The 24,348-nt window shown below is 61.6% G+C and carries 24 protein-coding genes, 2 tRNA genes and 2 pseudogenes; 23 read left to right on the plus strand and 5 right to left on the minus strand.

All coding sequences use genetic code 11. The features are described from left to right. Position 1: 1 nt before the first annotated feature. Entirely contained in the window at positions 2 to 415 is a 414-nt protein-coding gene (locus FUT88_RS07965; RefSeq protein WP_027681217.1) for an FKBP-type peptidyl-prolyl cis-trans isomerase, read from the plus strand. Positions 416 to 500: 85 nt separating this feature from the next. Next, a complete protein-coding gene (aroC, locus tag FUT88_RS07970) occupies positions 501 to 1,601 on the plus strand; it encodes a chorismate synthase (RefSeq protein ID WP_147214517.1) in 1,101 nt (366 codons plus the stop codon). Positions 1,602 to 1,669: 68 nt separating this feature from the next. On the opposite strand, the gene FUT88_RS07975 is transcribed toward aroC, so the two are convergent. After that, on the minus strand, positions 1,670 to 3,355 hold the full coding sequence (locus tag FUT88_RS07975) for an electron transfer flavoprotein-ubiquinone oxidoreductase (RefSeq protein WP_147214518.1): 1,686 nt from the start codon (positions 3,353 to 3,355) through the stop codon (positions 1,670 to 1,672). 224 nt (positions 3,356 to 3,579) lie between these two features. On the opposite strand from FUT88_RS07975, the gene FUT88_RS07980 reads away from it, so the two are divergent. After that, on the plus strand, positions 3,580 to 4,365 hold the full coding sequence (locus FUT88_RS07980; protein ID WP_027681220.1) for an SDR family oxidoreductase: 786 nt from the start codon (positions 3,580 to 3,582) through the stop codon (positions 4,363 to 4,365). A gap of 12 nt (positions 4,366 to 4,377) precedes the next feature. Here FUT88_RS07980 and FUT88_RS07985 read toward each other — a convergent pair. Next, a pseudogene (locus FUT88_RS07985) lies at positions 4,378 to 4,922 on the minus strand (LuxR C-terminal-related transcriptional regulator). A gap of 153 nt (positions 4,923 to 5,075) precedes the next feature. Between FUT88_RS07985 and FUT88_RS07990 the strand changes: the two are divergent. The 17 genes from FUT88_RS07990 (at position 5,076) to FUT88_RS08075 (ending at position 20,979) form a co-directional block, all read left to right on the plus strand. Continuing rightward, on the plus strand, positions 5,076 to 5,777 hold the full coding sequence (locus tag FUT88_RS07990) for a CoA transferase subunit A (RefSeq protein WP_009240847.1): 702 nt from the start codon (positions 5,076 to 5,078) through the stop codon (positions 5,775 to 5,777). Positions 5,778 to 5,787: 10 nt separating this feature from the next. Then, on the plus strand, positions 5,788 to 6,423 hold the full coding sequence (locus FUT88_RS07995; protein ID WP_147214519.1) for a CoA transferase subunit B: 636 nt from the start codon (positions 5,788 to 5,790) through the stop codon (positions 6,421 to 6,423). A 22-nt stretch (positions 6,424 to 6,445) separates the two neighbouring features. Continuing rightward, on the plus strand, positions 6,446 to 7,225 hold the full coding sequence (locus tag FUT88_RS08000; protein WP_147214520.1) for a 3-hydroxybutyrate dehydrogenase: 780 nt from the start codon (positions 6,446 to 6,448) through the stop codon (positions 7,223 to 7,225). Positions 7,226 to 7,370: 145 nt separating this feature from the next. After that, positions 7,371 to 8,240 (plus strand): alpha/beta fold hydrolase, encoded by an 870-nt coding sequence (locus FUT88_RS08005; protein WP_147214521.1) that lies wholly within the window; start codon positions 7,371 to 7,373, stop codon positions 8,238 to 8,240. A gap of 30 nt (positions 8,241 to 8,270) precedes the next feature. Continuing rightward, positions 8,271 to 8,639, plus strand: coding sequence for a RidA family protein (locus FUT88_RS08010; RefSeq protein ID WP_147214522.1), 369 nt, complete (start codon positions 8,271 to 8,273; stop codon positions 8,637 to 8,639). Between the two features lie 39 nt (positions 8,640 to 8,678). Continuing rightward, positions 8,679 to 10,904: a RelA/SpoT family protein gene (locus FUT88_RS08015; protein ID WP_147214523.1), complete on the plus strand. Its 2,226-nt coding sequence runs from the start codon at positions 8,679 to 8,681 to the stop codon at positions 10,902 to 10,904. Between the two features lie 22 nt (positions 10,905 to 10,926). Further along, a tRNA-Val gene (locus tag FUT88_RS08020) sits at positions 10,927 to 11,003 on the plus strand. 383 nt (positions 11,004 to 11,386) lie between these two features. Next, positions 11,387 to 13,294 carry a threonine--tRNA ligase gene (gene thrS, locus FUT88_RS08025; protein ID WP_147214524.1) on the plus strand — a complete coding sequence of 636 codons (1,908 nt, stop codon included), beginning with the start codon at positions 11,387 to 11,389 and terminating at the stop codon, positions 13,292 to 13,294. 42 nt (positions 13,295 to 13,336) lie between these two features. Further along, the gene (gene infC / locus FUT88_RS08030; protein ID WP_180815287.1) at positions 13,337 to 13,858 is read left to right on the plus strand and encodes a translation initiation factor IF-3; all 522 of its coding nucleotides are present in this window, start codon (positions 13,337 to 13,339) and stop codon (positions 13,856 to 13,858) included. A gap of 167 nt (positions 13,859 to 14,025) precedes the next feature. Further along, complete coding sequence (gene rpmI, locus FUT88_RS08035) at positions 14,026 to 14,223, plus strand: 50S ribosomal protein L35 (protein WP_004636003.1); 198 nt, start codon at positions 14,026 to 14,028, stop codon at positions 14,221 to 14,223. A gap of 28 nt (positions 14,224 to 14,251) precedes the next feature. Continuing rightward, positions 14,252 to 14,608 carry a 50S ribosomal protein L20 gene (gene rplT, locus FUT88_RS08040; RefSeq protein ID WP_012762124.1) on the plus strand — a complete coding sequence of 119 codons (357 nt, stop codon included), beginning with the start codon at positions 14,252 to 14,254 and terminating at the stop codon, positions 14,606 to 14,608. A gap of 141 nt (positions 14,609 to 14,749) precedes the next feature. After that, positions 14,750 to 15,784 (plus strand): phenylalanine--tRNA ligase subunit alpha, encoded by a 1,035-nt coding sequence (gene pheS / locus FUT88_RS08045; RefSeq protein WP_027681227.1) that lies wholly within the window; start codon positions 14,750 to 14,752, stop codon positions 15,782 to 15,784. 65 nt (positions 15,785 to 15,849) lie between these two features. Further along, positions 15,850 to 18,279, plus strand: coding sequence for a phenylalanine--tRNA ligase subunit beta (pheT, locus tag FUT88_RS08050; RefSeq protein ID WP_147214525.1), 2,430 nt, complete (start codon positions 15,850 to 15,852; stop codon positions 18,277 to 18,279). A 78-nt stretch (positions 18,280 to 18,357) separates the two neighbouring features. Then, positions 18,358 to 18,774, plus strand: a complete 417-nt coding sequence (locus FUT88_RS08055; protein ID WP_147214526.1) for an integration host factor subunit alpha — start codon at positions 18,358 to 18,360, stop codon at positions 18,772 to 18,774. 71 nt (positions 18,775 to 18,845) lie between these two features. After that, entirely contained in the window at positions 18,846 to 19,280 is a 435-nt protein-coding gene (locus FUT88_RS08060) for a MerR family transcriptional regulator (RefSeq protein ID WP_147214527.1), read from the plus strand. Positions 19,281 to 20,016: 736 nt separating this feature from the next. After that, positions 20,017 to 20,421, plus strand: a complete 405-nt coding sequence (locus tag FUT88_RS08070; protein WP_147214528.1) for a hypothetical protein — start codon at positions 20,017 to 20,019, stop codon at positions 20,419 to 20,421. An 18-nt stretch (positions 20,422 to 20,439) separates the two neighbouring features. Continuing rightward, complete coding sequence (locus FUT88_RS08075; protein WP_147214529.1) at positions 20,440 to 20,979, plus strand: lipocalin-like domain-containing protein; 540 nt, start codon at positions 20,440 to 20,442, stop codon at positions 20,977 to 20,979. A gap of 326 nt (positions 20,980 to 21,305) precedes the next feature. Here the strand turns inward: FUT88_RS08075 and FUT88_RS08080 are convergent, their stop codons facing one another. Next, positions 21,306 to 21,740, minus strand: coding sequence for a winged helix-turn-helix transcriptional regulator (locus tag FUT88_RS08080; RefSeq protein WP_147214530.1), 435 nt, complete (start codon positions 21,738 to 21,740; stop codon positions 21,306 to 21,308). Between the two features lie 223 nt (positions 21,741 to 21,963). On the opposite strand from FUT88_RS08080, the gene FUT88_RS08090 reads away from it, so the two are divergent. Continuing rightward, entirely contained in the window at positions 21,964 to 22,605 is a 642-nt protein-coding gene (locus tag FUT88_RS08090) for an NAD(P)-dependent oxidoreductase (RefSeq protein ID WP_147214531.1), read from the plus strand. 30 nt (positions 22,606 to 22,635) lie between these two features. Here the strand turns inward: FUT88_RS08090 and FUT88_RS08095 are convergent. Together FUT88_RS08095 and FUT88_RS08100 are read right to left on the minus strand one after the other, a co-directional pair. Beyond that, positions 22,636 to 23,094, minus strand: a pseudogene (locus FUT88_RS08095) (hypothetical protein); the annotation flags it as partial. 135 nt (positions 23,095 to 23,229) lie between these two features. Then, positions 23,230 to 23,306, minus strand: a tRNA-Pro gene (locus tag FUT88_RS08100). Positions 23,307 to 23,470: 164 nt separating this feature from the next. Here FUT88_RS08100 and FUT88_RS08105 point away from each other — a divergent pair. Both FUT88_RS08105 and FUT88_RS08110 read left to right on the plus strand, forming a co-directional pair. Further along, complete coding sequence (locus tag FUT88_RS08105) at positions 23,471 to 23,896, plus strand: nuclear transport factor 2 family protein (protein WP_147214532.1); 426 nt, start codon at positions 23,471 to 23,473, stop codon at positions 23,894 to 23,896. Beyond that, entirely contained in the window at positions 23,889 to 24,344 is a 456-nt protein-coding gene (locus FUT88_RS08110) for a MerR family transcriptional regulator (protein ID WP_147214533.1), read from the plus strand. Before FUT88_RS08105 ends, FUT88_RS08110 begins: the two co-directional genes overlap by 8 nt. The last annotated feature ends 4 nt before the right edge of the window (positions 24,345 to 24,348 follow it).

Below are 24,348 nucleotides of genomic sequence, written 5' to 3' on the forward strand. Positions count from 1 at the left end.
CATGAAACACGTTTCCCCGCTGCTGTGTGCTTCGTTGCTTGCCCTGGCTGCCGTTAGCGCGCAAGCCGCATCGCCGGCTTCCGAGACGCTGCCCTCCGGTGTGATCGTCCAGACGCTGACCAAGGGCACCGGCCCGTCGCCCAAGGCCAGCGACACGGTCAAGGTGCACTACCGCGGCACACTGACTGACGGCAAGGAATTCGACAGCTCCTACAAGCGCGGCCAGCCGATTTCGTTTCCGCTCAATCGCGTGATTCCGTGCTGGACCGAAGGCGTACAAAAGATGCAGGTGGGCGGCAAGGCCAAGCTGACCTGCCCGGCGGCCACCGCTTACGGCGAGCGCGGCGTTCCGGGCACCATTCCGCCCAATTCGACGCTGAACTTCGAGGTCGAGCTGCTGGGTATCGGCGGCTGACCAAAGGACCGATAGATCGGCCTTACAATAGCGTTTTCCTGATGTTTCGCGCCGCGGCCGTCGCGGCGCCTTCCTGAGCACGATCATGTCTGGCAATACCCTGGGCCTGCTGTTTTCCGTCACCACCTTCGGCGAGTCGCATGGCCCGGCCATTGGCGCTGTCATCGACGGCTGCCCGCCCGGCATGACGCTGTCGGCAGAAGACATTCAGCCCGATCTGGACCGCCGCAAGCCCGGCACCTCGCGCCACGTTACGCAGCGCAAGGAGGAGGACCTCGTCGAGATCCTCTCCGGCGTGTACGAAGGCAAGACGACGGGCACCCCGATCTGCCTGCTGATCCGCAATACCGACCAGCGCAGCAAGGATTACAGCAACATCGCCGAGACCTTCCGTCCCGGCCACGCCGATTACACCTACTGGCACAAATACGGCATCCGCGATCCGCGCGGCGGCGGCCGTTCTTCCGCACGCTTGACGGCGCCGACGGTGGCTGCAGGCGCCGTCGCCAAGAAGTGGCTGCGCGAGAAGTTCGGCGTTGAAATCCACGGCTTCATGTCGCAACTCGGCGATATCCACATCCCGTTCATGGACTGGAACGAAGTGCCGAACAACCCGTTCTTCGCGCCGAATGCCGAGATCGTTCCCGAGCTGGAAACCTACATGGATGCACTGCGCAAGGACGGCGATTCCGTCGGCGCGCGCATTGAAGTGGTGGCCACGGGCGTGCCCGTCGGTTGGGGGGAGCCGCTGTTCGACCGCCTGGACGCCGACATCGCCCACGCCATGATGGGCCTGAATGCGGTGAAGGGCGTTGAGATCGGCGCAGGCTTCCACGCGGTCAGCCAGCGCGGCTCCGAGCATGGCGACGAACTGACGCCGGAGGGCTTCGTCGGCAACAACGCGGGCGGCATCCTGGGCGGGATTTCGACGGGCCAGGACATCTCGGTGTCGCTGGCGATCAAGCCGACGTCGAGCATCCGTACGCCGCGCCGTTCGATCGACAAGGCGGGTGATCCGGCGGTGGTAGAAACGTTCGGACGCCATGACCCGTGCGTCGGCATTCGTGCTACGCCGATCGCCGAGGCGCTGCTGGCACTCGTGCTGATTGACCATGCGCTGCGCCATCGTGCGCAATGCGGCGACGTGTCGGTCGAGACGCCGGCGATTTCGGCAAAAGCTCCCTGAATCGATTCGCTCAGGCAACAAAAAAGACGGCTTGAAGCCGTCTTTTTTGTTGGGCGGTCGCCCGCTGCTTACATGCCGACGTAGTTCGGTCCGCCACCGCCTTCCGGCGTGACCCACACGATGTTCTGCGTCGGGTCCTTGATGTCGCAGGTCTTGCAGTGCACGCAGTTCTGCGCGTTGATCTGCAGGCGCTCGGTGCCTTCGTCGTTCTTGACGAATTCGTACACGCCTGCGGGGCAGTAGCGCTGCTCGGGGCCGGCAAACTGGGCCAGGTTGATGCGCGTCGGAACGGTCGGATCCTTCAGCGTCAGGTGCGCCGGCTGATTCTCTTCGTGGTTCGTGTTCGAAATGAACACCGACGACAGGCGGTCGAACGTGATCTTGCCGTCCGGCTTCGGATACTCGATCTTCGGGCATTCCGATGCCGGCTTGAGCGACTGGTTGTCCGACTTCGTGCCGTGCAGCGTCCAGGGCGGGTTGCTCACGCCAATCTTGGGCAGCAGCCACTGTTCGATGCCGGTCATGATCTTGCCCAGCGTCGGGCTCTTCTTGAACCACAGCTTGAAATTGCGCGACTGGTCCAGCTCTTCCTTCAGCCAGCTCTGTTCGAAGGCGGCGGGGTAGGCGGACAGCTCGTCAGAGGAACGGCCGGCCGTCACGGCTTCGAACACGGCTTCACCGCACATCATGCCGCTCTTGATGGCCGCGTGGCTGCCCTTGATGCGCGCCGCGTTCAGGTAGCCAGCATCGCAACCGACCAGTGCACCACCCGGGAACACCGTTTTCGGCAGCGCTTGCGGCGTGCCGTTGTTGATGGCGCGCGCGCCGTAGCCGATGCGCTTGCCGCCTTCGATGTGCGCGCGGATGGCCGGGTGAGCCTTCCAGCGCTGCATCTCTTCGAAGGGGCTCATCCACGGGTTCTTGTAGTCCAGCCCGATCACGAAGCCGAGCGTGACCTTGTTGTCTTCCAGGTGATACAGGAAGCCGCCGCCGAAGGTGTCGTCTTCCATCGGCCAGCCAGCGGTGTGCACCACGAGGCCTGGCTTGGCCTTGGCCGGGTCGATTTCCCAGAGTTCCTTGATGCCGATGGCGAAGGTCTGCGGGTCTTTGCCGGCGTTGAGCTTGAATTTCTCCAGCAATTGGCGGCCCAGATGGCCGCGCGCGCCTTCCGCGAAGATGGTGTACTTGCCGAGGAGCTCCATGCCGAGTTGGAAGTTCTCGGTGGGCTCGCCGTCCTTGCCGATGCCCATGTTGCCGGTGGCAACGCCGCGCACGGCGCCCTTGTCGTCATACAGCACTTCGGCTGCGGCAAAGCCCGGGAAAATTTCCACGCCCAGCGCCTCGGCCTGCGTGGCCATCCACTTCACCACGTTCGACAGCGAGACCACGTAGCAGCCGTCATTGTGGAAGTTGCGCGGCACGAGCCAGTCGGGCGTACGCTTGGAGCCGGTCTCGCTCAGGAAAAGCACGTCGTCGCCCGTGACCGCCTGGTTGAGCGGGGCGCCGTCGGCTTTCCAGTTGGGAAGGAGTTCGTTGATGGCGCGTGGGTCCATCACCGCGCCCGAAAGGATGTGCGCACCCGGCTCGGAACCCTTTTCCAGCACGACGACGGACACGTCCTTGCCCGTCTCGGCAGCCAGTTGTTTGATGCGAATCGCTGTCGCCAGGCCGGCGGGGCCACCGCCGACGATCACGACGTCATACTCCATGGACTCTCGCGGGCCGTATTGTTCGAGGAGCTGCTGCTGGTTCATAAGTGTCTCTTCGCTGCTTTGGGGACAGTTAGGGGCGTTTGCTTATTGGTATGACGGATTGCTGCATTAGAATTTTCCGCATTGTCCGGGACGCGCCCGGATGCGGCAAGGGAAATTTCTGAACGATCGTTCGATTTTTTGCTAAGCTGCGCTCAAATCACATGCCGGTGTTGCCTCCGAGCGGCACCGGTGCATGCCAAACCAACACACGGGGATCACGCATCATGGGTTTGTCGATCAATCTGGAAGGCAAGGTCGCGCTGATCACGGGCGCGTCGAGCGGCCTGGGCGCCCGTTTCGCCCACACGCTGGCGGCCGCCGGCGCGAAAGTCGTGCTGGCCTCGCGCCGTGTCGAGCGTCTGAAGGAACTGCGCGCCGACATCGAATCCAAAGGCGGCAGCGCCCACGTGGTCCGCCTGGACGTGACGGATCCCGACAGCATTCGCGCGGCCGTCGCACACGCTGAAACCGAGGCTGGCACCATCGACATCCTCGTCAACAACTCGGGGGTTTCGACCACGCAGCGCATGGTGGACGTCACGCCCGATGATTTCGATTTCGTGTTCGATACCAACACGCGCGGCGCATTCTTCGTTGCGCAGGAAACCGCCAAGCGCATGATTGCGCGGGCCAAGGGCGCCGAGAAGAACGGCTCGCCGCTGCCGCAATCGCGCATCGTCAACATCGCGTCGGTGGCGGGACTGAAGGTACTGTCGCAGATTGGCGTGTATTGCATGAGCAAGGCGGCCGTGGTGCACATGACCAAGGCCATGGCGCTGGAGTGGGGCCGTTACGGCATCAATACGAACGCGATCTGCCCGGGCTATATCGATACCGAAATCAATCATCATCACTGGGAAACCGAACCCGGCCAGAAGCTTGTGCAGATGCTGCCGCGCAAGCGTGTCGGCAAGCCGGAAGACCTCGATGGGCTGATTCTACTGCTGGCGTCGGATCAGTCCGACTTCATCAACGGTGCCGTCATCAACGCCGACGACGGCATGGTGTAAGGCGCCGCTGGCTTAGTGCCCCATCAGCCGCTGAACAAGTTCGAGCGAGGTGTTGGCGGCGTACTTCTTCATCAGCCGCGCGCGGTAGATTTCGACCGTGCGCGGGCTGATTTCCAGCTGTTTGCCGATCTGCTTGCTGGTCTTGCCCTCGACCAGTTGCGCGGCGATGTCGCGTTCGCGCGGTGTGAGCGCTGCCGTGACGGGGCGATGCGCTGACAGGTCTTCGAACGTCCAGATACCTTCGCCGAGCGGTTTCGCGCGATCCAGTGCCCGGCCCGTGACGTGGCACCAGAACAGTTCGCCGTTGGCGCGTTTCATGATGCGTTCGTCGGAGTAGCTGCCGCGTGCGTTCATGACGGGAATGATGCGTGCGCCGGTGCGCTCGTATTCATCGTGCGTCGGATAGAGCAGTTCAAACGACTGACCGATCATGGTGGTGCGCGCGTGGCCGAAGATGCGAGCGGCTTCGTCGTTGACGTCGAGCATCACCGCTCGCGGGACATCACCATGCCGACAGGGGCAAGCTGGAATGCGGTCTGATAGTCGAGGGCGGGCATATGTATTCGTACGTATTGCTGCGTCGCGCGACGCTTGCGTATTCTCGGCAGATTGTATCGTTACTATTTTCCGGCGCTGCATCGCACAAACCCCAACTGTGTGATCGGTCAAAACCCTGCCGGATTTGTTGGACCACCAAGGAAGGAGCACGCATGAACAAAATCTTCGCCAGCGCCAGCGAGGCGCTTGCGGGCGTCGTCAAGGACGGCCAGACCATCGCCGTAGGCGGCTTCGGCCTGTGCGGCATTCCGGAAGCGCTGATTGCCGCGCTGCGCGATTCGGGCGTCAAGAATCTCACTTGCATTTCCAACAACGCCGGCGTCGACGGTTTCGGCCTGGGCCTGCTGCTGGAGACGCGCCAGATCAAAAAGATGATTTCGTCCTACGTGGGCGAAAACAAGGAGTTCGAGCGCCAGTATCTGGCCGGTGAACTCGAGTTGGAATTCACGCCGCAAGGCACGCTGGCCGAAAAGCTGCGCGCTGGCGGCGCCGGCATCCCGGCGTTCTTCACCAAGACGGGCGTCGGCACGCTCGTCGCCGAAGGCAAGGAGCTGCGCGAGTTTGACGGCGAGACGTACGTCATGGAGCGCTCGCTGGTGCCCGATGTGGCGCTGGTGAAGGCGCAGGTGGCCGACAAGTCCGGCAACCTGCGTTTCAACCTGACCGCGCGCAACTTCAACCCGGCTGCGGCCACCGCCGGCAAGATCTGCATTGTCGAGGTCGAAGAGATCGTTGAAGTGGGCGAGCTTGCGCCGGACGACATCCATCTGCCCGGCATCTATGTGCACCGCATCGTGCTGAATGCCACGCCCGAGAAGCGCATCGAAAAGCGCACCATCCGAGCAGCCAACTAAGGAGACCGACATGGCCTGGACACAAGACCAAATGGCGGCGCGCGCTGCCCAGGAGTTGCAAGACGGTTTCTACGTCAACCTCGGCATCGGCATCCCGACGCTGGTTGCCAACCATACCGGCGACAAGGAAGTCTGGCTGCAAAGCGAAAACGGCATGCTCGGTATCGGCCCGTTCCCCACGGAAGACGAAGTCGACGCCGACCTGATCAACGCAGGCAAGCAGACCGTGACCACGCTGCCCGGCAGCGCCATCTTCGGCAGCGACCAGAGCTTTGCGATGATTCGCGGCGGCAAGATCAACCTGTCGATTTTGGGTGCGATGCAGGTAAGCGAGACGGGCGACCTCGCCAACTGGATGATCCCCGGCAAGATGGTCAAGGGCATGGGCGGCGCGATGGACCTCGTGGCCGGCGTCAAGCGCGTGATCGTGCTGATGGAGCACACCGCAAAAAAGAAGGACGGCACCGAAGACCTGAAGATCCTGCCCAAGTGCACATTGCCGCTGACGGGCGTGGGTGTGGTGGATCGCATCATTACGGACCTCGGCGTGATCGACGTGACCGAGCAGGGCCTGAAGCTGATCGAAACCGCGCCGGGCGTTTCCCGCGAAGAGGTCCAGGCCAAGACTGGCGTCAACCTGCTGTAATCGTCGACATCCGGAGACACGCATGCTGCAAGGAAAAACCGCCCTCGTCACGGGCTCGACCAGCGGGATCGGCCTGGGTATCGCCTGCTCGCTGGCCGCGCAGGGTGCCAACATCATCATGAACGGCTTTGGCGACGTGGAAGCGTCCAAGGCGCAGATCGCGGCCGCAGGCAAGAATGCCATCCGCATCGGATACCACGGCGCCGACATGAGCAAGCCGGCCGAGATCGAAGCGATGTTCGCCTATGCCGATGCAGAATTCGGCGGCGTGGACATCCTCGTCAACAACGCCGGCATCCAATACGTGGCCAACGTGGAGGATTTCCCGCCCGAGCGCTGGGACGCCATCATCGCCATCAACCTCACCTCGGCTTTCCACACGACGCGGCTTGCCGTGCCGGGCATGAAGCGCAAGAACTGGGGCCGCATCATCAACATCGCTTCGGCGCATGGGCTGGTGGCATCGGCGCAGAAATCGGCGTACGTGGCGGCCAAGCACGGTATCGTCGGCTTTACCAAGTCGGTGGCGCTGGAGACGGCGCAGACGGGCATCACGTCCAACGCGATCTGCCCGGGCTGGGTGCTGACGCCGCTGGTGCAGAAGCAGATCGATGCGCGCGCCGAGAAGGACGGCCTGTCCGCGCTCGAAGCCAAGAAGGATCTGCTGATGGAAAAGCAGCCCTCTGGCGAGTTTGTCACGCCCGACCAGCTTGGTGCGCTGGCGGTGTTCCTGTGCAGCGATGCGGCTGAACAGGTGCGTGGCGTGGCGTGGAACATGGATGGTGGCTGGGTCGCGCAGTAAGCTGAGTCGCCTTTCGGAAAAGCCTCGCTCCGGCGAGGCTTTTTTGTTTTGGACCGCCGCGGATGTCTGCTGCGCCGCCGCATGCCTGCGGGGCCGCGTACAATCAGGCTTCGCTGTCTCCGTCATTCACGTGTAGGAGTTGTTCATGCCAGTTTCGCCGCGCCTTGCCTTCGTGCAGTGCCTGAGTCCGTCCGGCTTGCACCGGATGGCGTATCACGAGTGGGGCGACTCGCAGAATCCGCGCGTGCTCGTTTGCGTGCATGGCCTCTCGCGCACCGGGCGTGATTTCGACGTGCTGGCGCAGGCGCTGTGCAACGACTATCGCGTCATCTGCCCCGATGTGGTGGGCCGCGGGCGCTCCGATTGGCTGGCCGACCCGAAGGGCTATGTGCTGCCGCAGTACGCGTCCGACATGGTGACGTTGCTCGCGCGCCTGAACGCCGAGTCCGTCGACTGGTTCGGTACCTCGATGGGTGGCCTGATCGGCATTGGCCTGGCAGGCTTGCCGAAATCGCCGATCCGCAAGCTGCTGCTCAACGATGTGGGCCCGCGCGTGACGGAATCGTCGTTGACGCGCATCGGCGCCTACCTCGGTTTGAACGTCCGCTTCAAGACGTTCGATGAAGGGCTGGCGTACCTCAAGACGATCAGTGCTTCATTCGGCCCGCACACGCCGGAGCAATGGCGTGAGTTGAATACGGCGATCCTGAAGCCGCAGGGCGGCGAGTGGATCCTGCATTACGATCCGCGCCTGGCGGAGCCCTTCAAGAACACCACGCCCGAAATGATCGCTGCCGGCGAGGCGACGCTCTGGAAACTGTTCGAGGCGATTCCCGGCGAAGTGCTGGTGGTGCGCGGCGCGCATTCCGATTTGCTGACGCGCGAGACCGTCGAAGCCATGATGCAGCGCGGCCAACATGTGAACACGGTGGAAATTCCCGATGTGGGCCACGCGCCGACCTTCATCCAGCCGGATCAGGTGGCGATTGCCCGCAAGTTCTTCCTCGGTCAATGACCGTTTGTCCGACCCCATTCGATTTGCAAGATGAGCACTGAACTGAAGCGCTACAACGTCGAACATCGCTATTCCGACGCGGCCGTCTACAACGGCGTCGTCTACGTGGCCGGCCAGGTGCCCGAGACCACGCTGGACGCCGGCATTGCCGAGCAGACGGCCGAAGTGCTCGCCATCATCGATCGCGTGCTGGCCGCGAACGACAGCGACAAGACGCGCATCCTGATGTGCCAGATCTTCCTCAAAGACATCAGCGAGATTGGCGAGATGAACAAGGTGTGGGACCAGTGGGTCGCCGCCGATTCCAGGAACTCGCCGCCGCGCGCCACCGTTGAAGCCGCGCTGGCCAATCCGAAGTACCGCATCGAAATCGTCGTGACGGCCGCACAGAAAAGCTGAGCCCGTCGCCCAACAGGCGAGACGTAAGCAGGACGCATCATGGAGAACAAGACCGAACGGCCGGCCGAAGGGCCCGGATCGACGGCAGAGCAGGTCGCTCGGGCGATCGAATACCTCGTGGCGAATGCCGCCGACAGCGTCACGCTGACCGGCGAGCCGCTGGAGTCGCACGCGCGCGGCACGATCGCCATTCTTGAAGGGCTGCGCGTCGATACGCCGTCGTTGCAGGCCGCCGCGCTGTTTCTGTTGCCCACGCTCGCGATGGACAACGAAAAGGCGCTCGAGCCCGCGTTCGGCGCCGAGGTCGTCAAGCTCGTGCACGATGTGCGGCAACTGCTGCGCATTGGGGCCATTGCCGGCCTCGTCAGTCCGACCGACGCCAGCATCACGCGCAAGAACGAAGCCGAAGCACGCCGCGCGCAAGTCGAGGCGTTGCGCAAGATGTTGCTCGCGTTCGCGCAGGACATTCGCGTGGTGCTGATCCGGCTGGCGTCGCGGTTGCAGTCGCTGCGCTGGCTGGCGCAGACGAAGCGCTCGGCGCCGGAGGGCATGGCGCGCGAGACGCTGGATATCTACGCGCCGCTCGCAAACCGCCTGGGCATCTGGCAGCTGAAGTGGGAGCTTGAAGACCTCGGCTTCCGCTTTGAGGATCCCGATACCTACAAGCGCATCGCCCGCCTGCTGGACGAAAAGCGCATCGAGCGCGAGAAGTTTATCGGCCAGGCCATCGAGCAACTCCAAAAGACGTTGCACGATGCCGGCATTCAGGCTGAGGTCAGCGGGCGGCCCAAGCACATCTACAGCATCTGGAAGAAGATGCGCGGCAAGGAACTCGACTTTGCCGATCTGTACGACGTGCGCGCCTTCCGTGTCATCGTCGATGACATCAAGGATTGCTACACGGTGCTCGGTTTCGTGCACCACATGTGGCAGCCGATCCCGAAGGAATTCGACGACTACATCTCGCGTCCGAAGGCCAATGGCTACATGTCGCTGCACACGGTGGTGATCGGCGACGACGGCCGCGCGCTCGAAGTGCAGATCCGCACGCGTGAGATGCACCATTTTGCCGAGTACGGCGTGGCGGCGCACTGGCGCTACAAAGAGGCCGGCAGCAAGGGCTACGCCGGGCAGTTCTCCGCCAGCGAACGCTACGACGAGAAGATCGCCTGGCTGCGCCAATTGCTCGCCTGGAAAGATGACGCCGAGCACACCGTCGCGCACGAGGATTCCCCGTGGGAGCAGCTCAAGCACACCGAGCTGGATGACCACATCTACGTGCTGACGCCGCAGGCGCGCGTGATCGCGTTGCCGCAAGGCGCGACGCCGGTCGACTTCGCTTATTACCTGCACAGTGATCTCGGTCACCGCTGCCGCGGCGCACGCGTCGATGGCACGATGGTGCCGCTGAACACGCCGCTCAAGAACGGCCAGACGGTCGAGATCGTTACGGTCAAGCAGGGCGGCCCGTCGCGCGATTGGCTCAACACCGAGCTGCACTATCTGGTCAGTCCGCGTGCCCGCACGAAGGTGCGCGCATGGTTCAACGCGATGGAGCTGGAAGAGACGCTCGCCCAGGGCCGCGCGCTCATCGACAAGACGCTGCAGCGCGAAGGCAAGACCGCCGTCAACCTGGAAGAGCTGGCCGCCAAGCTCGGCTACAAGACGCCGGACGATCTGTACGCTGTCGTCGCCAAGGACGAGCTGAGCCTGCGCCGTATCGAGGCGGTCCTGCGCTCGGATGGGGCGCCGCCGCCGGCACCCGTCGACGACGAAGCCGCCATCACCAAGAAAAGCCGCGCCACCAGCGTGGCCCGTGGCGCCAAGAGTGGTGTGCTCGTGGTGGGCGTCGACTCGCTCCTCACGCAGATGTCGCGTTGCTGCAAGCCTGCACCGCCGGACCCCATCGTCGGCTTTGTCACGCGTGGCCGTGGTGTCTCGATCCACCGTCAGAGTTGCGCGACGTTCCAGCAACTGGCCGCCCGCGCCCCGGGCCGTGTGATCCAGACGGAATGGGGCCAACGCAGCGATTCGGTCTATCCGATCGACATCCAGGTCGAAGCGCTGGACCGGCAGGGCTTGTTACGCGACATCTCGGAAATCCTCTCGCGCGAGAAGATCAACGTGACCGGCGTGCGCACGCTGTCGAGCAAAGGTGTCGCGAAAATGCAGTTCACTGCGGAGGTGTCAGAGGCGACGCAACTGCAGCGCGCGCTGACTTTGATCGAAGAAGTGCAAGGGGTATTGACAGCCCGAAGGAAGTGACGGTATAGTCTTGGTCTTCGGCAGGCTCGTAGCTCAGCTGGTTAGAGCACCACCTTGACATGGTGGGGGTCGTTGGTTCGAGTCCAATCGAGCCTACCAACGCATTTAGCAGGACGCGTCGGGTAGGGTGTCCAAGCCGTCATCCTCGTAATTCCCGGGTTTGTCCCGTACAACTGAACACAGGGCGAAATATGATTCAGGCACCGCGAACTACAACCGCTTCGGAGCGACGGTAGTCAAGGTGCGTTTTTCGCCCTTTGCGGTCTGCCCAAGCGGTGGATAGCGCAAATGAAAACGCGGCCTTGGCCGCGTTTTTTTTCGTCCGCAGTTTCGTGTCACGCGTGGCGATCAAGCTGAAAGCGCTTCGAAGCATTCGATTCGACAACCTGCTGCGCTGAACTTGGCGCGGCGCACGACAGAATAACGACCGCTGTGCATCGCTGAAACCTGAGATGCGCAACGGTGACTCCACAGGAGCAAGCATGATCGCAATCACGTTGCCGGATGGTTCCCGGCGAGAGTTTCCCGGCCCGGTGACGGTCGCAGAAGTGGCGCAAAGCATCGGTGCGGGCCTTGCCAAGGCAGCCCTGGCTGGCCGCGTGGACGGCCAGATGGTCGACACGAGCTACACGATCGATCGCGATGCGAAGCTCGCCATCATCACCGACAAGGATGCCGACGGCGTCGACGTGATCCGTCACTCCACGGCCCACTTGCTGGCCTACGCCGTCAAGGAGCTGTATCCGGACGCGCAGGTCACCATCGGTCCGGTCATCGAGAACGGTTTCTACTACGACTTCGCCTACAAGCGCCCCTTCACGCCCGAAGACCTCGTTGCCATCGAAAAGAAGATGACCGAGCTGGCCAAGAAGGACGAGAAGGTCACGCGTGAAGTCTGGAATCGCGATGAGGCCGTCAAGCTGTTCGAAGGCATGGGCGAGAAATACAAGGCGGAGATCATTGCCTCCATCCCGCAGGATCAGGAGATCGGCCTGTACCGCGAAGGCAACTTCGTTGACCTGTGCCGCGGTCCGCACGTGCCCTCCACGGGCAAGCTGAAAGTGTTCAAGCTCATGAAGGTGGCGGGCGCGTATTGGCGCGGCGACCACAACAACGAGATGCTTCAGCGCATCTACGGCACGGCCTGGGCCAAAAAGGAAGATCAGGAAGCCTACCTGCGCATGCTGGAAGAGGCCGAGAAGCGTGATCACCGCAAGCTCGGTCGTGAACTCGACCTGTTCCACATCGACGAGTACTCGCCTGGCACGGTGTTCTGGCACCCCAAGGGCTGGACGCTGTGGCAGGAAGTCGAGCAATACATGCGCCGCGTCTATCGCGAGAACGGCTACCAGGAAGTGAAGGGGCCGCAGATTCTCGACAAGACGCTGTGGGAGAAGACCGGCCACTGGGACAAGTACCGCGAGAACATGTTCATCACGGAATCGGAAAAGCGCGAATACGCGCTGAAGCCGATGAACTGCCCCGGCCACATCCTCATCTACAAGCAAGGCATCAAGAGCTACCGCGACCTGCCGCTTCGCTTCGGCGAATTCGGTGCGTGCCACCGCAACGAGCCGTCGGGCGGCCTGCACGGCATCATGCGCGTGCGCGGCTTCACGCAGGACGACGGCCACATCTTCTGCACGGAAGACATGATCCAGGCCGAGGTGACGGCGTTTACGACGTTGCTGCAGAAGGTCTACAAGGATTTCGGTTTTACCGAGATTCTCTACAAGCTGTCGACGCGTCCGGACAAGCGCATCGGCACGGAAGAAAGCTGGGACCGCGCCGAGGCTGCGTTGGCCGAGGGCTTGCGTGCATCGGGTTGCGAGTTCGAGTACCTGCCGGGTGAGGGGGCGTTCTACGGTCCCAAGATCGAGTATGTGCTTAAAGACGCACTTGGACGGCAATGGCAGTGTGGCACGATGCAGGTCGACCCGAACCTGCCGGAGCGCCTTGACGCAGAGTTTGTCGGTGAAGACGGCGCGCGCCATCGCCCGATCATGCTGCACCGAGCCATCGTTGGCAGCCTCGAGCGCTTTATCGGTATCTTGATCGAGCAGTACGCTGGAGCGTTGCCCACGTGGCTTTCCCCGGTGCAGGTCGCGGTGCTCAGCATCACCGATTCGCATGCCGAATACGCACAATCCGTTGCGCAATCCCTGCAAAAACAAGGATTTAGGGCGGTCGTTGATTTGCGGAATGAGAAGATTGGGTATAAAATCCGCGAGCATTCCGTGCAGAAGGTCCCATATCAGGTTGTGGTTGGCGACAAGGAACGGGATGAAAATCAGGTGGCCGTGCGTGCCCGTGGCAACGTCGATCTAGGCTCCATGCCGTTGTCGGCGTTCGTTGAGCGACTGCAGAACGATCTCGCCAACAAGTCATGAGCTGGGCACGGCCTGTTTTTTTGATTCTTTGAGGACATCAACATCGCTACTGAGAAATCTCACCGCATCAACCGCGAGATCAGCGCACCGGAAATCCGGCTGACCGGGGTTGAGGGAGAAGCGCTCGGCATCGTCAAGCTGTTTGACGCACTGCGTCTGGCAGAAGAGAAAGACGTCGACTTGGTCGAGATCGCGCCGACTGCGCAGCCGCCCGTCTGCCGCCTGATGGACTATGGCAAGTTCAAGTATCAGGAGCAGAAGAAGGCCCACGAGGCCAAGTTGAAGCAGAAGGTTATCCAGGTGAAGGAAGTCAAATTCCGCCCGGCTACCGACGACAACGACTACGGCGTCAAGCTGCGAAACGCTACGCGCTTCCTAGAGGATGGTGACCGGGTGAAGGTTACCTTGCGTTTCCGAGGTCGCGAAATGGCGCACCAGGAGCTCGGTATGCGCGTGCTGGAGCGTATCAAGGCTGACCTGGAGGAATTCGGTCAGGTTGAGCAGATGCCGAAGATGGAAGGCCGCCAGGCAGTGATGATGTTGGCGCCCAAGAAGAAAAAGTAATGCAGCGGCGGCCGGGCGATTCCGGCTGCGCTGAGCAGGTTCCAGACGGAAACGTCGGAAGACGCGGCAGGTGTCAAAGCCTGCCGCGATACAACAAGTGAGCCCGGGTCTTGCAAGTGTCGGCGGCAGCCGTCCACCTGGCCTCATGTCAAAAACGGAGTTGTTCCATGCCGAAGATGAAGACGAAGAAAAGCGCTTCCAAGCGCTTTACTGCCCGTCCTGGTGGCACGATCAAACGTGGCCAAGCCTTCAAGCGTCACATCCTGACCAAGAAGACCACCAAGAACAAGCGTCACCTGCGCGGTACCGAGGGCGTCCATGAGACGAACCTGAAGTCCGTTCGCGCAATGATGCCGTACGCCTAACCCTAACTAACTACGAAAGGAGCATTTCATGCCTCGAGTAAAACGTGGGGTCACAGCGCGGGCCCGTCATAAGAAGGTTATCAGCGCAGCCAAGGGTTACCGCGGCCGCCGCAATAACGTCTATCGCATCGCCAAGCAGGCGGTCATGCGTGCTGGTCAGTACGCCTACCGCGATCGTCGCAACAAGAAGCGTGTGTTCCGCGCGCTCTGGATTGCACGTATCAACGCTGGCGCACGCGAGCATGGTCTGACCTACAGCAAGTTCATGAACGGCCTGAAGAAGGCGTCCATCGAGCTGGACCGCAAGGTGCTGTCGGACATGGCCATTCACGACAAGGTGGCTTTTGCTGCCATCGTGAACCAGGTGAAAGCCAACGTCGCCTGAATTGGATTGGCCGGGCAGGCTGCTGGAATTGCCCAGTGACTTTGCCGGCTGATCACCCTGACGGGGCTCTCACCGAGCCCCGTTTTTTATTCCGCGCATTTCGCGGACCCGAATCACCCGAATTTTTTCGCTCGCCTTCCCATGTCACTGGATCTGGATCAAGTCGTCGTCGATGCCCAAAACGCGTTTGCCTCCGTGGAGGACAACGCCTCGCTGGAAAACGAGAAAGCCCGCTTTCTCGGTAAGTCCGGCGTGCTGACCGACTTGCTCAAAGGCTTGGGCAAGCTCGATCCGGAGACACGCAAGTCCGAAGGCGCGCGCATCAACCAAGCCAAGAGCCGTGTTGAGGAGGCGCTGAACGCCCGCCGCCAGGCACTGGCCGATGCGCTGATGAACGCCCGCCTTGCAGCCGAGGCGATCGACGTAACGCTGCCGGGCCGGGATGTGGCCGAAGGCAGTCTGCACCCGGTGATGAACACCTGGGAGCGCGTCGCCAAGATTTTCGGCTCCATCGGTTTCGATGTGGCCGACGGCCCTGAAATCGAATCCGACTGGATGAACTTCACGGCGCTGAACAACCCGGACAACCACCCGGCGCGCTCGATGCAGGACACGTTCTACATCGACGGTCGCGACAGCGAAGACAAGCTCCTGCTGCTGCGCACGCACACCAGTCCGATGCAGGTGCGCTATGCCCGCATGCACGTTGAGAAGTACAAGCATCTCGACCGCATTCCGCCGATCAAGGTCATCGCTCCGGGACGCACGTACCGCGTTGACAGCGATGCAACGCACTCGCCGATGTTCCATCAGGTCGAAGGCCTCTGGATTGCGGACAACATCAGCTTTGCCGACCTGAAGGGCGTCTATACCGATTTCCTGCGCAACTTCTTCGAGCGCGACGACATCCAGGTGCGCTTCCGCCCGTCGTATTTCCCGTTCACCGAGCCGTCGGCCGAGATCGACATGGCATTCGGCAACGGTAAATGGCTGGAGATTTCCGGCTCCGGCCAGGTGCACCCGACCGTGGTGCGCAACATGGGCCTGGACCCCGAGCGCTACATCGGCTTCGCGTTCGGCTCCGGCCTGGAGCGCTTGACGATGCTGCGCTACGGCATCAACGACCTGCGCCTGTTCTTCGAGGGCGATGTGCGTTTCCTGCGCCAGTTCGCGTAAGCGGCCGAGCGCTCGCACTGGTACTTCATCGCCCCCGTTAATCGAATTCTCTTTCCTGTCGCGCCATGCAATTTCCGGAATCCTGGCTTCGCAGTTTCGTCAATCCGTCGATCACCACGGATGAGCTCTCCCATCGCCTGACGATGGCTGGCCTCGAGGTGGAAGAGGTCGACCCCGTCGCGCCGCCGTTCTCGCAGATCGTCGTCGGGCATGTGGTCGAGGTGAACAAACACCCGGACGCCGATCGTCTCAACGTGTGCAAGGTCGATGCGGGCACGGGCGAATTGCTGCAGATCGTCTGCGGCGCGCCGAACGTGTCGGTAGGCATCAAGGTGCCGTGCGCGCTGGTCGGCGCGGAGCTGCCGCCGGGCGAGGACGGCAAGCCGTTCAAGATCAAGATCGGCAAACTGCGTGGCGTGGAGAGCTACGGCATGCTGTGTTCGGCGCGCGAGCTGAAGCTGTCGGAAGACCACGGCGGTCTGCTGATCCTGCCGGAAGACACGCCGGTGGGCGAGGACATCCGCAAGGTGCTCGATCTGGACGACCAGATCTTCGTCATCAAGCTCACGCCCAACAAGGCCGACTGCCTGTCGATCCATGGCGTGGCGCGTGAGGTGTCCGCGCTGACGGGCGCGCCCATCACGGTGCCGTCGATGGCGCCCGTGGCGGTGACGCTGGCTGACAAGCTGCCGGTCAAGGTGCAGGCGCCGGACCTGTGCGGTCGTTTTTCGGGCCGCATCATCCGCGGCGTGAATGCGCACGCGAAGACGCCGGCCTGGATGGTGTCGCGCATCGAGCGCGCGGGCATGCGCAGCGTGTCGGCGCTGGTCGATATTTCGAATTACGTGATGCTGGAGCTGGGTCGTCCGTCGCACGTGTTCGACCTGGACAAGATCCACGGCGGCCTGACGGTGCGCTGGGGCAAGGCTGGCGAACAGCTGAAGCTGCTCAACGGCGACACCATCACTGTCGACGAAAAGGTCGGCGTGATTTCGGACGAGCAAGCCATTGAAAGCTTCGCCGGCATCATGGGCGGTGACAAGACCGCCGTCACGCTCGATACGCAGAACATCTACGTCGAAGCCGCATTCTGGTGGCCGGAAGCCATCCAGGGCCGCGCACGCCGCTACAACTTCTCGACCGATGCCGGCCATCGCTTCGAGCGCGGCGTTGACTATGCGACGACCGTTGAACACATCGAGCGCATCAGCGCGCTAATCCTCGAAATCTGCGGCGGCCAGGCCGGCCCGATCGACGATCAGATCGTCAACTTGCCCAAGCGCGAGCCGGTGCGCATGCGTGTTGCACGTGCGGCGCGTGTGCTTGGTATTCCGCTGTCGCACGATGTCGTGGCGGATGTGTTCAAGCGGCTCGGCCTGACGTTCAGCGTGGACGGCGATGTGTTCATCGTCGAGCCGCCGTCGTACCGCTTCGACCTGGAAATCGAGGAAGACCTGATCGAAGAGGTCGCCCGCATCTACGGTTTCGAGCAGATTCCGGCCAAGCCGCCCGTGGCCGAGAGCGCGATGCGCCCGACTGACGAGGCGCGCCGCACGATGCACGATGTGCGTCATGCCGTTGCCGCGCGCGATTACCACGAGGTCGTCAACTTCGCCTTTGTCGAGACCGAATGGGAAGCCGATTTTGCCGGCAACACCAACCCGATTCCGCTGCTGAATCCGATTGCCAGCCAGTACTCGGTGATGCGCAGCACGCTCATCGGCGGTTTGCTCGACAAGGTGCGCTACAACCTGAACCGCAAGGCGTCGCGCGTGCGCATGTTCGAAGTGGGGCGTGTGTTCCACCGCGATGCGAGCGTCGCCGACGGTGGCCTGTCGATCGCCGGCTACGCACAGCCGATGATGGCTGGCGGCATTGCCTATGGTCCGTCGAAGGAAGAGCAGTGGGGCGTGCAGACTCGTCCGGTCGATTTCTTCGATGTGAAGGGCGATGTCGAATCGCTGCTGTGGCCGCTGCAGGCGCGTTTCGAACGCGCTGAGCATCCTGCGCTGCATCCGGGCCGCTCCGCGCGCGTAGTGCTGAATGGCCGTGCCATCGGCTGGATTGGTGAGCTGCATCCGCGTTGGCTGCAGAAGTACGATTTGCCGACTGCTCCGGTGGTGTGGGAGGTGGAGCTTGACGCAATCACGGCCGTCGGTTTGCCGAAGTACCGCGAAGTCCCCCGCGTGCCTGCAGTGACGCGCGACATTGCGCTGGTCGTGCGCCAAGACGTGGCGGTGCAGGACCTTGTCGATACCTTCGAAAAGACGGCTGTTGGCACGCCTTGGCAGCGCTATCTGCAAGGCGTTGTGCTGTTCGATGAATTCCGTCCGAAGGCCGCCACGGCTGCCATTGGGGCGCAGGAGAAAAGCCTTGCCTTCAGAATTACGTTGCAAGATACTGACAGCACCCTTCAGGACGACATTGTCGAGGCCGCCACACAGCAACTGATTCGAGCGGCCGGCGATGCATTCGGCGCGCGCCTGCGCGCCTGACGTTTCAGACGTCCGCACTGCGCTAGAGACAGCTCGAACGAACCTCCGCATTCGGATCGAATACGCTAAGCGAATTCTATGAACGATCAACACGCGCCAGCGTTGGCGGCATCCTTGGGCGACTCGCTCGGTTCTTCTGCAGCAGCTCTGGGCGACGCACGTGACGTGCGCGCTCAGGACGTGCCGACGCTCACCAAGGCGGAGCTTGCCGAGATGCTGTTCGAGCAGGTGGGCCTGAACAAGCGTGAGTCGAAGGACATGGTCGAAGCGTTCTTCGACGTGATTCGCGAGGCGCTCGAGCAGGGTGACAGCGTCAAGCTGTCCGGCTTTGGCAACTTTCAGTTGCGCGACAAGCCGCAGCGCCCCGGCCGAAATCCGAAGACGGGCGAGATCATCCCCATCACCGCGCGTCGCGTCGTTACGTTCCACGCGAGCCAGAAACTCAAGGCGCTCGTGGAAGAACGCGTCGAGCCGCTGCCGGTCGACGTCGCTTAATTCTGCTGCGTGATTTCATTCAGCCGTCCGTTCAATCCGTCTCTTTCGCCAGCCCTGTAGTTCAGCCCTGTATGGCCGCCGATAAACACACGGAGCGGGTCAACCTGCCGCCGATTCCAGCCAAACGCTACTTCACCATTGGTGAGGTGAGCGACCTGTGCGCCGTCAAGCCGCACGTGCTGCGCTATTGGGAGCAGGAGTTCACGCAGCTCAAGCCGGTCAAGCGACGCGGCAATCGGCGCTACTACCAGCATCATGAAGTGCTGCTGATCCGGCGTATTCGCGAGCTGCTGTACGAGCAGGGTTTCACGATCAATGGCGCGCGGAATCGGTTGGATGAGTTGCGGCATGGCGCAAGTGCTGCGTCGCAAGTCGAAGCTGATGAGCAGCCGGAGATCGAAGTTGCGGCCCCGATGGCAGCTGCCGTGACCGGTTCGGTGGATGTGCAGGGCTTGCGGCGCGCGCTGTCCGCTGTGTTGGAAGTCCTGCGTACCGACAAGCCGTAATTGCAGGCAACAAGCGCGCAGACGGCGAGCAAAAAAGAAACGAAAAAGCCCGCGTAACGTGATCCGTTACGCGGGCTTTTGTTTTGGTTAAGACGGGTTGGCCGGCGAGCTTGCCGGCGGCGCTGCAGGGCGCGCCATCGGCGCGGTTGCCGGCGGGTTGTTCGGCGGCATGCTGGGTTCGTACTGGCGCCGTTCCATTGTTTCTCCGTCGAGTGAACGGCGACCTGAGCCACTACGCCCTACACCCCCGCCTCAACCAAATCCGAAATCTGCACCGACGCCCGCGCAAAGTCAGTCAGCGCGCGGGCGCGCTTGTGCCGATAGCTGCCGGCGGAGACGGCGACGGGCTCTTTGACGTCATCGTGCTCCAGGACAGGAGCATGCCGGTGTAGCGGTCTGCTTGGTAGATGTGTTTGTTGAGCAGTTGCATCGCCGAAATTCCGCGACCCGATAGTTAAAACGGCTCAATGGCGTGGCGGCTTTCCGGGGCTATGTTCAGTGAGATGGATTAGCCTCAAGACGTCGGTTCGATCCCCTTCAGTGCTTGCTCTGTGCAGTTTCGCCGTGAACCCGTCCGCCGACAGCGAGCCAAGGGAGATGCGTGGATGACGCCTAGACAACAGTACTGCGCTTATGCGGCAGCATTCCTGTCCTTGATCGGGGCCGAGGGTGCCTTCTCGCCCACGTGGTAGAGCCGAGGAATGCGCTTACTACGAGAGCTCGCAGGGAGGGCAGTATGGACGCGCAAGCTCAAGTTCAAAAGCCACAAGCTGTTCGAACGGCAGTGAATCTGCTGTGGACATCCCTTGCGGTCTGCGCGGTGAAAGTCCTACTGGATTTTTCGTACATTTCCATCGTGGCTCCGGTCGATTTCACTATCGTCGTTCTCGCTTTCACGTTCGCCGTAATGGCAATGCTTATCTTCAAAATCTCGTCGGGAAGCAATTGGGCTCGCATTGCATTGCTTGTCTTGCTCGGGGCCGGCACGCTGTTGCTACCAGAAACTGTGCAAGGTGAAGTCTTAAGGCTGCCCCTGCTTGCTGCGCTCTCAGTAGTTCAAGCAGGACTCCAAGTCTATGCACTGTTTCTACTCTTCTCGAAGCTAGGCAAAGGTTGGTTTCGCAGGCTTGAATCAGCTTAAGTGAGCCGCTGTCGCGGCATGACGGGCAAAGACATCGTGAGCTTGAACGACCCTCCACATACCCTCGCCACGGTTTCGATTTCCGTGCTTCTAGCGCTCGCGCTTCAATCTTGCGCTGTGCTCGAACACAGAACGCTAGAGGAGCAACTTGCCGGGGCATGGACGTATGTGTCAGTTGGCACCGTTCGCCCCGATGGCAGTCGTGCACCTATGTACGGGCCCAATCCCCAAGGGCTTGTCGTCTTTGATGGTCATGGTCACTACGCACTGGTGAACTCGCGCGCCGACCTGCCGAAGTACGAATCCAACGATCGCATGAAGGGCAGTGCGGAAGAGTATCGAGCCGTGGCCCAAGGCTCAATCGCTCACTTCGGCAGGTACGTCGTGAACGAAGCGGACAAAACCATCACCTTCCGCATAGAGGCGAGCACATTCCCAAACTGGAATGGGGTCGAGCAGCGCAGGCCGTTTGCCCTGTCGGGAGATGAGTTGCGATGGACGACTCCAGCAGCATCCGCCGGCGGCTCGGGAGAGATTGTGCTGAAGCGAGCTAGATGAGTTTGGCGACCGCCACACGGATGCGTACGGGCGCCCAATGGGGGAACGACCAAAGCCGGATACGTCCTCGCTTGGCGACCTGCATCGTTTCAGCCTCGCGCAATAGCCTACACACCCGCCTCAATCAAATCCGAAATTTGTTGCGATGCTTGCGTTCTGTCGCTGCGCGACGGACCGGACGCGCCGTTTCGTGTTGGAGCGGATCTTCACGGTCCAGCAATAAAACAGATCGCACCAAGGGCGGCGGAGCCGGCTGGACTGTTTTGATTTCCGGCCAGCTGTAATTCAGATCCCATTCGTACCGTAGCGCTTAGCGGCGGCTGCAATCACCGCGCTCGATGAATGACGCCTTGGGCTGGAGTCATCCCTGGTTCGGGCGCTTCGTCAAAGCGTCGATGTGCTTCGGCGATGGCGAATTGGTTGTCGTTTGCCCAATTCACAAGCGTCATCACGGGCCCTAATAGCGTCCGGCCCAGTTCGGTGAGGTCGTAATCGACTCGCGGCGGGATGGTTGGATAGACGGTCCGGGTAACCAGTCCATCGCGCTCCATTCCGCGCAACGTCAGCGTCAGCATGCGCTGAGAGATACCGTCAATGCCGCGCTTCAGCTCGTTGAAGCGCAGCGTTCCATTGGCCAGCGAGGCAATGATGTAGAGGCTCCATTTGTCGCCGACGCGATCCAGTATTTCGCGGGTGGCTCGACAGCCCCCCGTAGTGGGGGCCGGCAGTTCTTCGGGCAAATCTGTGTGCCTCAGTGACATGGGTGTGCCTTCTTGTGGAAGGCAGGTTGGAACCTTACCCTCCTTTGTATGGATAGGTAACCAAGGTCTCAGTGGTTACCTAGTACCTATTTTATACCTTACGCCGGAGCCATCATGAGCAAGATCCTGCTGATCACATCCAGTCCGCGCGGGACTGAAAGCCTTTCCACCCGCTTCGCCTCGACTTCACGACCATGCCTTCGGATCGTCAGGGAGGAATGAAATGAAACTTGCCCTGTTCGGGGCCACCGGATCGACTGGACTGCACATCATCGAAGAAGCGTTGAAGCAGGGCTACGTCTTGTCGGTCTATACGCGCGATGCGAAGAAGCTCGCCGCGCTTGCCGGGAAAGTCGAAGTCGTTGTTGGTGATCTGCAAGACCGGGACGCCATTGCGAAATGCATTCAGGGCGCTGACGCCGTCATCAGTGCCTTGGGCCCTAATAGTTTCAAGGTGCAAGGCGATCGCCCGGTCATGCATGGCCTATCCAACATCATGACCGCGATGCGGCAATTTGGCGTGCGGCGCCTTCTGCAAGTATCCACGGCAAGCTATCGCGCCCCCCAGGATGGCTTTGCCCTCAGTTCGCTTGCGGGAGTGCTCTTCTTCAAGGTGATGGTTCGCAAGGCTTACGACGACATCCGAGCAACGGGCGAACTGATCGCCAATTCGGACCTGGATTGGACGCTGGTGCGGATTCCATTCCTTAAAGACGGCCCGGCGAACGGAAGAATCGACGTGGGCTGGTATGGAAGAACCAAGCTCGGATCAAAACTCTCGAGGGGTAATCTCGCGGAGTTCCTGGTTCAGCAGATCACTGACAAGAAATTCGTGCGGGCCGCACCTGGCATCGCGGATGGGTGAAGAGCGGCCTGCGGACAACGCTTCGGACAATCAAATGGCGAGCGGTGGGTGACAGCAAGAAGGTGCTGCCTGTCGGTGTGTGTAATACGGCCGCAGCTTGTCCTCAAGAATCGCGTCTGACGCATCGAGGCTGCGCGGCTCAGGGTTCAGCCACGCATCAATGTTCTCCGGCTTGATCGGCACCGGACAGCGGTCGTGCCCGGCCTCGGCAATCTCCAGCGGCGGATCGTCGGTGCCGTCTGGCTGGGCAACGTATTCATAGAACGCGTCGACCAGGACTAGGCCATGCGTATAGCCGTACTGGCCTTTCCAAAATCTGCACAGGTTGTTGCGGCGGGCGCAGTCGGTGCCGGGATATTTCTCGTCGTAGAACGCGGGCTTGCCGGAAGGGCGGCAGTGGTAGCGCATCGGTTTGACGACGCGCCGGCCGCTCTCCATGACATTCACGGGCGCGTACCCGCGACCCGGACGAGCGCGGTGCGGGTGTGGACTAGCGGATTTGCGGTAGGGGCGACGGATCAACGGACCCGAATATTGGACACTGTCAAATATTCGCCCCCCCAACTGCGCTGCGCGGAGAAATAGAAAAGCCAGTGTAATCGCTTGATTACACTGGCTTTTGTTTGGTCGGGGCGAGAGGATTTGAACCTCCGACCACCTGCACCCCATGCAGGTACGCTACCAGGCTGCGCTACGCCCCGAAGCAGGAAAGTATAACAGAGGCATGGCGGCGATGACTAGTGGTTCGCTCGCGGTTCGATCAAGCGCCATGTGGGCGTGTTGTCCCCGGCTGCGGTAGAGAAATTCCTTGCGCTAGAGTGCGCTCTAGCGCCTGTAATCGGAGCGTTCACACTAGGAGACTCCCATGAACGCGCTCGAGAACAAGCAGATCCTGCAGGCCGCTTTTGCCGAACTGGCTGTCAGCAACGCGAAGCCTTTTGTTGAACTCATGGCGGACGATTTCTGCTGGGTGTGCACCGGTACGACGCTGTGGTCGCGGCGCTATGCAGGCAGGCAGACGGTGCTCGATGAGCTGTTCGCTCCGCTGCGCGCGAAGCTTGGGCGCATCACGACGGTTGCCAACCACTTCACAGCCGAGGGCGATACCGTGGTGGTGGAAGCGCAAGGTCGCAATATGACGCGCGATGGCATGTCCTATAACAATCAATACTGTTTTGTCATCCACATGCACGAGGGCAAGATGCACGAGCTGATCGAGTACTTCGACACCGACCTCGTCAACCGGGCGCTCGGCGATCCGGCCGACATCTCGGTCGAGTCCCATGGCTGAGCGCGATCCGGCTCGTTTGCTGATCGGTGCATTGGCCGAACGTACGGGCCGCAGCATTCACACGATTCGCTGGTACGAGGCGCAGGGTTTGATTCCTGGCGTTGCGCGTGATGCGACCGGCCGACGGGTCTACACCGAGCAGCATGTCAACTGGCTCGAATTGATGGAGCGGCTGCGCAACACGGGGATGTCCGTCGCACAGATGCGCGAATACACGGCCCTGGTGTGCGAGGGTCGCAGCACCTTGAGGGCTCGGCACACGCTGCTGGTTGCGCACCGTGCACAGGTGACGGAAACGATGGCCGAGTGGGCGCGCTCGCTCGCGCTGATCGACGGCAAGATCGATTTCTACGGCGAATGGCTCGCGACGGGAACGCGTCCGGCGCGCGAGCCCCGCTTCGCCGAAAGCGCTGCGACAACGCGCGCTCCTCGCAAGGCTAAGCGTTAACGAT

This window comes from Ralstonia sp. TCR112, assembly GCF_007997035.1.
Taxonomy (GTDB): domain Bacteria; phylum Pseudomonadota; class Gammaproteobacteria; order Burkholderiales; family Burkholderiaceae; genus Ralstonia; species Ralstonia edaphi.

What these genes read in the sequence shown, in the direction of transcription:
- aroC (WP_147214517.1), top strand. Translation starts at nt 501, where the DNA reads ATGTCTGGCAATACCCTGGGCCTGCTGTTTTCCGTCACCACCTTCGGC.
- thrS (WP_147214524.1), top strand. Translation starts at nt 11,387, where the DNA reads ATGATCGCAATCACGTTGCCGGATGGTTCCCGGCGAGAGTTTCCCGGC.
- FUT88_RS08110 (WP_147214533.1), top strand. Translation starts at nt 23,889, where the DNA reads ATGGCTGAGCGCGATCCGGCTCGTTTGCTGATCGGTGCATTGGCCGAA.
- FUT88_RS08010 (WP_147214522.1), top strand. Translation starts at nt 8,271, where the DNA reads ATGAGCACTGAACTGAAGCGCTACAACGTCGAACATCGCTATTCCGAC.
- FUT88_RS08075 (WP_147214529.1), top strand. Translation starts at nt 20,440, where the DNA reads ATGACGGGCAAAGACATCGTGAGCTTGAACGACCCTCCACATACCCTC.
- FUT88_RS07980 (WP_027681220.1), top strand. Translation starts at nt 3,580, where the DNA reads ATGGGTTTGTCGATCAATCTGGAAGGCAAGGTCGCGCTGATCACGGGC.
- FUT88_RS07975 (WP_147214518.1), bottom strand. Translation starts at nt 3,355, where the DNA reads ATGAACCAGCAGCAGCTCCTCGAACAATACGGCCCGCGAGAGTCCATG.
- pheS (WP_027681227.1), top strand. Translation starts at nt 14,750, where the DNA reads ATGTCACTGGATCTGGATCAAGTCGTCGTCGATGCCCAAAACGCGTTT.
- FUT88_RS08015 (WP_147214523.1), top strand. Translation starts at nt 8,679, where the DNA reads ATGGAGAACAAGACCGAACGGCCGGCCGAAGGGCCCGGATCGACGGCA.
- FUT88_RS07995 (WP_147214519.1), top strand. Translation starts at nt 5,788, where the DNA reads ATGGCCTGGACACAAGACCAAATGGCGGCGCGCGCTGCCCAGGAGTTG.
- pheT (WP_147214525.1), top strand. Translation starts at nt 15,850, where the DNA reads ATGCAATTTCCGGAATCCTGGCTTCGCAGTTTCGTCAATCCGTCGATC.
- FUT88_RS08080 (WP_147214530.1), bottom strand. Translation starts at nt 21,740, where the DNA reads ATGTCACTGAGGCACACAGATTTGCCCGAAGAACTGCCGGCCCCCACT.
- FUT88_RS08055 (WP_147214526.1), top strand. Translation starts at nt 18,358, where the DNA reads ATGAACGATCAACACGCGCCAGCGTTGGCGGCATCCTTGGGCGACTCG.
- FUT88_RS08005 (WP_147214521.1), top strand. Translation starts at nt 7,371, where the DNA reads ATGCCAGTTTCGCCGCGCCTTGCCTTCGTGCAGTGCCTGAGTCCGTCC.
- rplT (WP_012762124.1), top strand. Translation starts at nt 14,252, where the DNA reads ATGCCTCGAGTAAAACGTGGGGTCACAGCGCGGGCCCGTCATAAGAAG.
- rpmI (WP_004636003.1), top strand. Translation starts at nt 14,026, where the DNA reads ATGCCGAAGATGAAGACGAAGAAAAGCGCTTCCAAGCGCTTTACTGCC.
- FUT88_RS08000 (WP_147214520.1), top strand. Translation starts at nt 6,446, where the DNA reads ATGCTGCAAGGAAAAACCGCCCTCGTCACGGGCTCGACCAGCGGGATC.
- FUT88_RS08105 (WP_147214532.1), top strand. Translation starts at nt 23,471, where the DNA reads ATGAACGCGCTCGAGAACAAGCAGATCCTGCAGGCCGCTTTTGCCGAA.
- FUT88_RS07990 (WP_009240847.1), top strand. Translation starts at nt 5,076, where the DNA reads ATGAACAAAATCTTCGCCAGCGCCAGCGAGGCGCTTGCGGGCGTCGTC.
- FUT88_RS08060 (WP_147214527.1), top strand. Translation starts at nt 18,846, where the DNA reads ATGGCCGCCGATAAACACACGGAGCGGGTCAACCTGCCGCCGATTCCA.
- FUT88_RS08090 (WP_147214531.1), top strand. Translation starts at nt 21,964, where the DNA reads ATGAAACTTGCCCTGTTCGGGGCCACCGGATCGACTGGACTGCACATC.
- FUT88_RS07965 (WP_027681217.1), top strand. Translation starts at nt 2, where the DNA reads ATGAAACACGTTTCCCCGCTGCTGTGTGCTTCGTTGCTTGCCCTGGCT.
- FUT88_RS08070 (WP_147214528.1), top strand. Translation starts at nt 20,017, where the DNA reads ATGGACGCGCAAGCTCAAGTTCAAAAGCCACAAGCTGTTCGAACGGCA.